This is a genomic window from Mesorhizobium sp. M7A.F.Ca.CA.004.06.1.1 (assembly GCF_003999135.1).
Classification (GTDB): Bacteria; Pseudomonadota; Alphaproteobacteria; order Rhizobiales; family Rhizobiaceae; genus Mesorhizobium.
On record NZ_RZPQ01000221.1, the window covers coordinates 1 to 7,840 of the forward strand.

Sequence of the window (7,840 nt, forward strand, 5' to 3'; positions counted from 1 at the left end):
GTGTAGCGCGGATAGAGCGAGTATTGCTGCAGCACCAGCGCCACGTCACGCTCGGCCGCACCCCAGTCGGCGACGTCGACGCCGTCGATGAAGACCTGGCCTTCGCTCGGCTTTTCCAGGCCGGCGATAAGCCGCAGCGTCGTCGTCTTGCCGGCGCCCGTCTCGCCCAGCAGCACGAAGAACTCGCCATCGGCAATATCGAGATCGAGCCCGGTGAGCGCAGTGTGGTTGCCGAAAGTCTTCGAGATGTTCTTGAGCTGGATATGGGCCATGTCTATCGTCCCGATCTCTTTTTCGAGGGTGTCTGCCCTCCGCTATAGCTCCGGGCGTTCGATTGTTCGAAAGGCCAAGTCATTGGCCTTTCGTGTCCTTCGGCCATCACAATCTCACTCCCAGCGACTTGCCGCTTGCCGTGTCGAAGAAATGCGCTTGGGCCGGATCGATCCTGGCGAACACCTTCTGGCCGGGACCGGCGACGAAGCCGCTCTTGGTGCGTGCGCGCAGCATCTTTGAGCCGACCTTGAGATCGACAATGTCGAAGGAGCCAAGCGGCTCGACGATCTGCGTCTCGACCGGCAAAAACCCCTCCGTCGCCTCGCGGCGGATGAGAACGCCTTCCGGCCGGATGCCGAGCGCGAGCTGGCCGCCTGCATGGCCGTTGAGCTTCGACAGCAGCGCCCGCGGGAACTCGAAGCCGGCGGGAGCCCCGCCGACCGTCACCGAGACCGAGGACGCCGTCTCGGCGACTGCCGCATCGGCGACGTTCATCACCGGACTGCCGACGAATTGCGCCACGAACAGATTGGCCGGGTGCGAATAGACCTCGTCGGGCGAGCCGACCTGCTGCAGCACGCCTTCATGCATGATGACGATGCGGTCGGCGAGGCTCATCGCCTCGATCTGGTCGTGCGTCACATAGATGGTTGTCGACCCCTGCTTGATGTGCAGCCGCTTGATTTCCGCGCGCATCTCCTCGCGCAGCTTGGCGTCGAGCGCGCCGATCGGCTCGTCCATCAGCATGGCCTTCGGCCGCCGCACCAGCGCCCGGCCAATGGCGACGCGCTGCATGTCGCCACCCGAGAGCGCCGATGGCTTCTTGTCCAGCAGATCGGTGATTTGCAGCGTCTTGGCGACGGAGCGAACCTCGCTGTCGATCTCCGTCTTGCTCTTGCGCGTGGCGCGCAAGGGGAAGGCGATGTTCTCGTAGACGCTCATATGCGGATAGAGCGAGAACGACTGGAAGACCATGGCAATGTCGCGGTCGGCGGCCTTTAGATGCTGGATCGGTTTGCCGTCGATGAGGATGTCGCCCTCGTCGATCGTTTCCAGCCCGGCGATGGCCCGCAGCGTCGTCGTCTTGCCGCAGCCCGACTGGCCGAGCAGAACGATGAACTCGTTGTCGGCGATCTTGAGGTTCAGGTCCTTGATGACCTGGACGGCGCCGAAGAATTTCTGGACGCCGCGAAGCTCGATCTGGGTCAATGCTGTGCTCCCGGATTGCGCACCTGGCCGGTGCCGGCCTTTTCCTCAGGCGCGATCTTGGAGGTTACGTTGAAGCCGACCAGCCCGATCAGGATGATGGTCAGGCCATATGTGTGCAACAACAGGTTCCAGGGCTGGCAGAGTGCTATGATGCCGAGCACCATCAGCACCTGCGAACCGGGCTCCAGATATTTCTGGTTGATGGCACGAAAGCTCATTTGCGAATCGCTCCGAAGGACATGCCGCGCAGCAGATGGTTGCGGAGCAGGAACGTGAAGATCGCGACCGGCAGCAGGAATAGAAAGGTTCCGGCGGCGATCACCGTCCAGTCCGGCAGGCCCGAGCCGACCTGGCTCGGGATGAAGGGCGGTGCGGTCTGGGCGCGGCGGTTGGTCATGATCAGTGCGAAGGCATATTCGTTCCACGCGGTGATGAAGCAGAACACCGCGGTGGCGGCGATGCCGGTGGCCGCCTCGGGCAGCACGATCTTGAAGAAGGCCTCCATGCGCGTGTAACCGTCGACCAGGGCCGCCTCTTCATACTCTTTCGGTATCTCATCCATAAAACCCTTCATCAGCCACACCGAGAAGGACAGGTTGAACGCGGTGTAGAGGATGATCAGGCCCACATGCGTGTCGTTGAGGCCGACCGCCCGGTACATCAGGAACATCGGGATCGCCACCACCACCGGCGGGAGCATGCGTGTCGACAGGATGAAGAAGAGCAGGTCAGCCTCCCCCTTCACCTTGAAGCGCGAAAAGCCATAGGCGGTGAAGGTGCCCATGCCGACCGCCAGCACCGTGGAGGTGATGGCGATGATCAGCGAGTTCATGAAGCGGCTCGGATAGCCGGACCATTGCACCTGGCCCTTGCCGTCGCGCACGATCTTTTCACCGCCGTCGAAGACGACGCGCTCCCACCAGGGCGCTGCCGCATACTCTTCCGGCGTCGGCGCGCTGCGCAGTTGCGAGCGCTTGGTGAACAGTTTGACGAAGGGCGATATCTCCGGCTGGAACACCACCGTCGGCGGGATGGTCGTGGCAAGATTGCGCGGCTTGAACGCCGTCGAGGCGATCCAGTAGATCGGCGCCAGGAAGATGATCGTCACCAAAAGGACGACGACGATGGCGACGCGATTGAAGCCGATTTCGGAAGAAGTGCGGACGGCGGCCATCTCAGCGCTCCTTCACCTTGTTGAGGTATTTGACGTAGATGTTGGTGATAGCCAGCACCATGATCAGCACGATGTAGGCAAGCGCGCAGGAGCGCCCGGTCTGCCATTCCTGGAACGCCATCTTGTAGAGCCGGATCGAGATCACCTCGGTGGTTGGCTGGCTGGTCAGGATGTAGGCGAGATCGAAGGTCTTGAACGCCTCCATGGTGCGGAAGATGATCGCGATCATCAGAATCGGCGCGACCAGCGGCAGCGTAATGCGAAAGAAGGTATAGAACGAGCCGGCGCGGTCGATCGCCGCCGCCTCGTAGAGGTGCTTCGGCACTGCCGACAGGCCGGCAAGCGACAGCAGCATGACGAAGGGCGACCACATCCAGATGTCGGTGATGGCAACCGCGTAGAGCGCCATGTCAGGGTTGGACAGCCACTCGAAATTGCCGAGGCCGAGTGCATAGTTGATGACACCCCATGATGGATCATAGAGCAGTTTCCAGAACAGACCGACGACGGCCATCGACAGCATCATCGGCAACAGCAGCAGTGTCGTCAGCAGGCCCTTCAGCGGGATATCGCGGTTGAGCAGCAACGCCACGCCAAAGCCGACGATGACCTGACCGACCACGGAGACGATGACATATTTGGCGGTGATGGCGAAATTCGACCAGATGAACGGGTCGTTCAGCAGTTCGCGGTAATTCTGCAGTCCGACGAAATTGGCCGCCGCCGGGCTCGACGCGCGAAAGTCGGTGAACGAATAGCCGAGCGAATAGAGCAGTGGAAAGATGTTGAAGACGATCAGGAAAACGATCGTCGGAATGATGAAGAGATTTCGGATCGTGAGATCGCTCATGCCGCGGGTGGCGGAGCGCGAGTTGGGATCCAGCGTGGTCATGACTGCAGTGGCCAAGGCCAGTTCCTTCCTTGAGAAAAGAAAACGGAAGGGGTGGGCTCCCACCCCTTCCGAGCGTTAGTACCGCTTACTTCACGCGGTTGTACTTCTTGAACGTCGCGTTCCAGTCCGCGGCGAGCGCATCGAGCACTTCCTTGGCCGTGCCCTGATTGCCGGTGATGTACGGATAGACGCGTTGGTTCATCGCGATGAGCAGCTCGGCATATTCCGGCGTCGCCCAGAAGTCCTTCACCTTGAACATGGTTTCGTAGAAAGCCTTGTTGTAAGGCGTGGCGTTCTGGAATTCAGGCGACTCGAGCACCTTGGCACTTGCCGTGTAACCGCCGAGTTCCGCCCACTTCTTCTGCGTCTCGTCTTTGATGAACCATTCCAGGAACTTCATCGCCTCTTCCTTGTTGTTGGAATAGGAGATGACGGAGATGCCCTGGCCGCCGAGCGCGGCGAACTGGTCGCCGTTCGGGCCGGCAGGGTTGGCGAAGAAGCCTGTGTTCTTGGCATTCGGGTTCGAGGCTTCGTTGATGAGCGCCGGGAAGAAGGCGAAGTAGTTCATGCTCATCGCAGCCAGATTCTCGGTGATCGCCTGGTTGTCCTCGATGAAGAAGCTCTTGGCCCAACCAGGAGGTGTGAAGGAATAGAGTTCCTTGTAGACCTCGAGCGCCTTGACGTTCTGATCGGAGTTGATGATCCCGTCGACCTTGTAAGTGGCATAGTCGCCAAGTTCGCCGCCGTAGGAGAAGATGGCGTTCTCGACGCCCATCACCAGGGCATCATATGAATTGTCGGTGTAGATGGCGACGCCGTAGCGCTTCTGGTCGGGACGGTGGAAGAATTCGGCAATGTCGCGCAGCGCCTTGAAATCCTTCGGCACGCCGAGATCGTAGCCATACTTGGCCTTGAAGGCTTCCATTTCCTTGGGGTCCTCGAACCAGTCCTTACGGTAGGACCAGCCGACTGCGTCACCCTCGGCCGGGATCGACCAGTACTTGCCAGAGGCCGACGGATATTCGGCGTAGTACTTGACAGTCGCCGGCGCCATCACCTCCTTCAAATTATGCTTGTTGAAGAAGTCGGTAAGGTCGACATAGTGGCCCGCCTCGGATGCGGCACCGATCCACTGCGAGTCGCCGACCACCATGTCGTAGGCGCTGCCCTTAGCGTTGAACTCGGTGAATGCCTTGGTCTGGAAGTCGGACCAAGGTGTGGTTTCGACCGTGACCTTCACGCCGGTCTCGGCCTCGTAGAGATTGACGAGTTCCTGCAAATAGTTCGCCGGATCCCATTCCGCCCAGAATATGGTGAGTTCTTTGTCCTGCGCGTAAACGGACGTTCCGCAGGCAAGCGTTAAGCCGATACCAGCAAGTGCGCTGGTCACTAACTTGCGCATAATGATTTCCTCCCTTGTGCGCGTTCTACCTTATCGTGCGAGCCGGCAACGGGGCCGGCCCTGGTAGTTCCTCCCGTGATCGCACCTTCCCGGTTTCGAGCCTCCTCGCCCCTGCCGGAAAATGGATCGCAGCCCTCACTTTCGATCCGCTTTTCTGATCCAATCTGGTATTACCAATTTTGCATGCGCGTCAAGCCCTTTCTTGACAGCTTGACGTGGCCATTGCCATCGGATTCCGGCTTTATCTGCCTGTTTTACCAAGATTTTCCTACTCAGTGATATGATTGGGTATTGTCCGACACCCCACTCAACGGCTAAGATCAGTAGCGTGCATGCCAATCTGGTCGAACCAGATAGGCTCTATTTCATGACTGCCTTCGGATCGGGGCTGCCTCCTTCATCGACCGATTCCGCGACTGCCGCACGCACCAGCGCCCCGGCTGCCCACTGTGCGACCGCCCTCGTCCGGCGGCTGTCCAGTCCCCAGATATCCTTGAGCACAATCAGCACCTCGACGCCGAAGATCAGCGACAGCGCCTGCGCCAGCCGCTTGAAGTCGCGCGGCGGCAAACGGCTCTTGAGCGGCGCGATCGCATCTTTCAGCAAGTCGATGCGATGGCCGCGCGTAAAGGCGGGCTCAGCGCCCAGCGTGCCGGCCTGACGCCGCGCCCATTGATCGAGCGACAGCTTCAGTGCTGCCTTGAACGTGGCCTCGAAGGCCTCGATGCGCGGCATGGCCGTATCGAACAGCTCCGCGACCCGGCGCTCGGCATCGGCGGAGGTCGATTGCCAGGTGAGGATTGGCCCCAGCCCCTCGTCGACGACGGCCTGCACCAGTGCCGACTGGCTCGGGAAGTAACGATAGGCGGTGGCACGGGAAACCTCGGCCGCCTCGGCGACCTCGCTGACCGAGGGCGTGACGCCCGCCTGCATCAGCCTCGTTGCCGTCTCCAGCATCAGCCGTTTGGTCCGCGCGCGCGGCCCACGTTCGGGCACCGGGCCGGTTGCCCGTTCAGCGTCGTCGCTCGCAGTGGATTGTTGACGTGAGACATTCATACCAATACGATACGCGCGTCTCAAAAATTTGCAATGGTGTCCGCATCGTCGAGTGGCCCGGGCAATGAGCAATGGGGGCGGCATCGCGCCTGCCAGGATCGGGGGAGCGCAATGAAGCGTATCTATGTGGCGGGTACCGCGGACACGAAGGGCGAGGAGCTCGCCTTCCTGGCCGATGCGATCACTGCTGCGGGCGCCCTCGTTTGTCGTGTCGCTTTCGGAACGCGCGACGCAACCATCCCCGTCGATATCGGCGCGAGGGAAATCGCCGACCATCATCCCGGCGGCCGTGACGCCGTGCTCGGCGGCAATGACCGTGGCGCCGCGGTCGCCGCGATGGGCATCGCCTTCGCCCGCTTCGTCCAGTCGCGCGCCGACATTTCCGGCATCATCGGCATTGGCGGCGGCGGCGGCACCTCGATCATCACGTCGGGCATGCGCGCCCTGCCGCTCGGCCTGCCCAAGATCATGGTCTCGACGCTCGCCTCCGGCGATACCGCACCCTATGTCGATGTCTCCGACATCATCATGATGCCTGCGGTGACCGACATGGCCGGACTGAACCGGATCTCCCGTGTCGTGCTGCACAATGCCGCCCAGGCGATCGTAGGCATGGCAACCAAGCCGGCGCCGCCACCCGACGGCAAACCATCGATCGGCCTCACCATGTTCGGCGTCACAACGCCTTGCGTGACCGCCATCGCCGACCAGCTCCGTTCCAGATATGACTGCATGGTCTTCCACGCCACCGGCACCGGCGGCCGCAGCATGGAAAAGCTGGCCGACAGCGGCTTGCTGTCCGGTATCGTCGACATCACCACGACCGAAGTCTGCGATCTGCTGTTCGGCGGCGTGCTGCCGGCGACGGAGGATCGTTTCGGCGCCATAGTTCGCACGGGGCTGCCCTATGTCGGCTCCGTCGGCGCGCTCGACATGGTGAACTTCTGGGCGCCTTCGACCATTCCGGAGCCCTATCGCGATCGGCTGTTCTACGAACACAATCCCAATGTCACGCTGATGCGCACCACGGCGGACGAATGCCGCGCGATCGGCGAGTGGATCGGCACCAGACTCGCCCGCTGCGGAGGGCCGGTGCATTTTCTCATCCCGGAAAAAGGCGTCTCGGCGCTCGACATCGAAGGCGGCGCCTTCTTCAACCCGGAAGCCGACGCCGTTCTGTTCGATGCCATCGAGCGCACCATCGAACCCAACAGCAAGCGCCGCGTGACGCGCCTGCCGCTGCATATCAACGACCCGGAATTCGCAAAGGCTGCAACATCAGCCTTCCTCGACATCGCCAGACAGTGAGAGATCCAGAAAGATGCCCGCCATACCGCGCAAGGATATACTGAAGAAATTCAGGGGAATGATCGCCAAGAGCGTGCCGATCGTCGGCGGCGGCGCCGGCACCGGCCTGTCGGCGAAAGCCGAGGAGGCTGGCGGCATCGACCTCATCATCATCTACAATTCCGGCCGCTACCGCATGGCCGGGCGCGGCTCGGCCGCCGGCCTGCTCGCCTATGGCAATGCCAACGAGATCGTCAAGGAAATGGCCTACGAGGTGCTGCCGGTGGTCAGACACACGCCTGTGCTGGCCGGCGTCAACGGCACCGACCCGTTCGTCATCATGCCGCTGCTGCTGGCAGAGCTGAAGACCATGGGCTTTTCCGGCGTGCAGAACTTTCCCACCATCGGCCTGTTCGACGGCAGCATGCGGCAAAGCTTCGAGGAAACCGGCATGGGCTTCGGGCTCGAGGTCGACATGATCGCCGAGGCGCACAAGCTCGATCTCTTGACCACGCCCTATGTCTTCAACCCCGACGAGGCCCGCGCC

Annotated in this window: 9 protein-coding genes; 2 read left to right on the forward strand and 7 right to left on the reverse strand. The window is 61.6% G+C overall.

Features of this window, described 5'->3' with window-relative positions; genetic code table 11:
• From EN906_RS15290 to EN906_RS15320, 7 genes are all read right to left on the reverse strand, one after another.
• Nucleotides 1-272: ATP-binding cassette domain-containing protein (locus tag EN906_RS15290; protein ID WP_164777184.1), on the reverse strand; the 272-nt coding region annotated here is incomplete at its 3' end.
• 106 nt (nucleotides 273-378) lie between these two features.
• Nucleotides 379-1,482: an ABC transporter ATP-binding protein gene (locus EN906_RS15295; RefSeq protein WP_127272298.1), complete on the reverse strand. Its 1,104-nt coding sequence runs from the start codon at nucleotides 1,480-1,482 to the stop codon at nucleotides 379-381.
• A complete protein-coding gene (locus EN906_RS15300) occupies nucleotides 1,479-1,700 on the reverse strand; it encodes a hypothetical protein (RefSeq protein WP_127268335.1) in 222 nt (73 codons plus the stop codon). Before EN906_RS15300 ends, EN906_RS15295 begins: the two co-directional genes overlap by 4 nt.
• A complete protein-coding gene (locus EN906_RS15305) occupies nucleotides 1,697-2,656 on the reverse strand; it encodes a carbohydrate ABC transporter permease (RefSeq protein ID WP_127268334.1) in 960 nt (319 codons plus the stop codon). Before EN906_RS15305 ends, EN906_RS15300 begins: the two co-directional genes overlap by 4 nt.
• Nucleotide 2,657: 1 nt before the next feature.
• The gene (locus tag EN906_RS15310; protein ID WP_023812446.1) at nucleotides 2,658-3,563 is read right to left on the reverse strand and encodes a sugar ABC transporter permease; all 906 of its coding nucleotides are present in this window, start codon (nucleotides 3,561-3,563) and stop codon (nucleotides 2,658-2,660) included.
• Between the two features lie 70 nt (nucleotides 3,564-3,633).
• The gene (locus EN906_RS15315; RefSeq protein ID WP_127268333.1) at nucleotides 3,634-4,950 is read right to left on the reverse strand and encodes an extracellular solute-binding protein; all 1,317 of its coding nucleotides are present in this window, start codon (nucleotides 4,948-4,950) and stop codon (nucleotides 3,634-3,636) included.
• Nucleotides 4,951-5,310: 360 nt separating this feature from the next.
• Nucleotides 5,311-6,006, reverse strand: coding sequence for a TetR/AcrR family transcriptional regulator (locus EN906_RS15320; RefSeq protein ID WP_127268332.1), 696 nt, complete (start codon nucleotides 6,004-6,006; stop codon nucleotides 5,311-5,313).
• Nucleotides 6,007-6,117: 111 nt separating this feature from the next.
• Between EN906_RS15320 and EN906_RS15325 the strand changes: the two genes are divergently transcribed.
• Both EN906_RS15325 and EN906_RS15330 read left to right on the forward strand, forming a co-directional pair.
• Entirely contained in the window at nucleotides 6,118-7,314 is a 1,197-nt protein-coding gene (locus EN906_RS15325) for a Tm-1-like ATP-binding domain-containing protein (RefSeq protein WP_127375242.1), read from the forward strand.
• Between the two features lie 13 nt (nucleotides 7,315-7,327).
• Nucleotides 7,328-7,840 (forward strand): phosphoenolpyruvate hydrolase family protein (locus EN906_RS15330; RefSeq protein ID WP_164777185.1); only part of this gene is annotated, 513 nt, incomplete at its 3' end.

Excerpts from the sequence above, each read along its gene's own strand:
- EN906_RS15300 (WP_127268335.1), bottom strand. The coding sequence starts at position 1,700 with ATGAGCTTTCGTGCCATCAACCAGAAATATCTGGAGCCCGGTTCGCAG.
- EN906_RS15305 (WP_127268334.1), bottom strand. The coding sequence starts at position 2,656 with ATGGCCGCCGTCCGCACTTCTTCCGAAATCGGCTTCAATCGCGTCGCC.
- EN906_RS15315 (WP_127268333.1), bottom strand. The coding sequence starts at position 4,950 with ATGCGCAAGTTAGTGACCAGCGCACTTGCTGGTATCGGCTTAACGCTT.
- EN906_RS15320 (WP_127268332.1), bottom strand. The coding sequence starts at position 6,006 with ATGAATGTCTCACGTCAACAATCCACTGCGAGCGACGACGCTGAACGG.
- EN906_RS15325 (WP_127375242.1), top strand. The coding sequence starts at position 6,118 with ATGAAGCGTATCTATGTGGCGGGTACCGCGGACACGAAGGGCGAGGAG.